Raw genomic sequence first — 623 nt, forward strand, 5'->3', positions numbered from 1 at the left:
GGCTTGTTCCACGAGCAGCCATGCGACGAGTCCGAAGAAGACCCAGGTCCCGATACGCTTCACCCAAGGCCACCAGGCGCGAGATGGTCCAGCAGGCGCGGGACCGGCGCGCGTCGCTTGCCACGGTGTCATTACGCGATATCCGTGCGTGTCGCACCGCCGGGGCGAGGCTGCGGCGCTTCGAGCGGCTCGATCCGAGGTGCGTGGCGCGGCAGCCAGCCCGCCCAGGATGGATACCAGCGCAGCAGATGAAAGATGAGAAAGCTGCGCACCAGTCGCCACCCGCTCCACTCGGTGAGATCCGACGCTTCGATTTTGGTGCAGCCGTGGCGCATCAGGTCATCGAGACGGGCCCAGAGCGTCTGATTGAAGGCCTTGTCGCGAACGATCACGTTGGCCTCCAGGTTCAGCGACAGGCTGAGGGGATCGAGATTGCTCGAGCCCACGGTGCTCCATTGGTCGTCCACCAGGGCGACCTTGCCATGCAGCGGCCGCTCCCGATACTCGTAGATGTGGACGCCCGCATGCAGCAGATGGTGATAGAGCATGCTGGCCGCCGCCTTGACGATGGGCATGTCCGGCTCTCCCTGCAAGACCAGGCGCACGTCGACGCCGCGCCGGGC

1 protein-coding gene is annotated in these 623 nt (G+C 65.8%); it reads right to left on the reverse strand.

Features of this window, described 5'->3' with window-relative positions:
* Nucleotides 1–131: 131 nt before the first annotated feature.
* Nucleotides 132–623, reverse strand: a 492-nt coding sequence (locus AC1DTN_RS38275) for a phospholipase D-like domain-containing protein (RefSeq protein ID WP_477925399.1), incomplete at its 5' end; no start/stop codon positions are given.

It is taken from the genome of Rhizobium sp. 01T444, assembly GCF_056398305.1.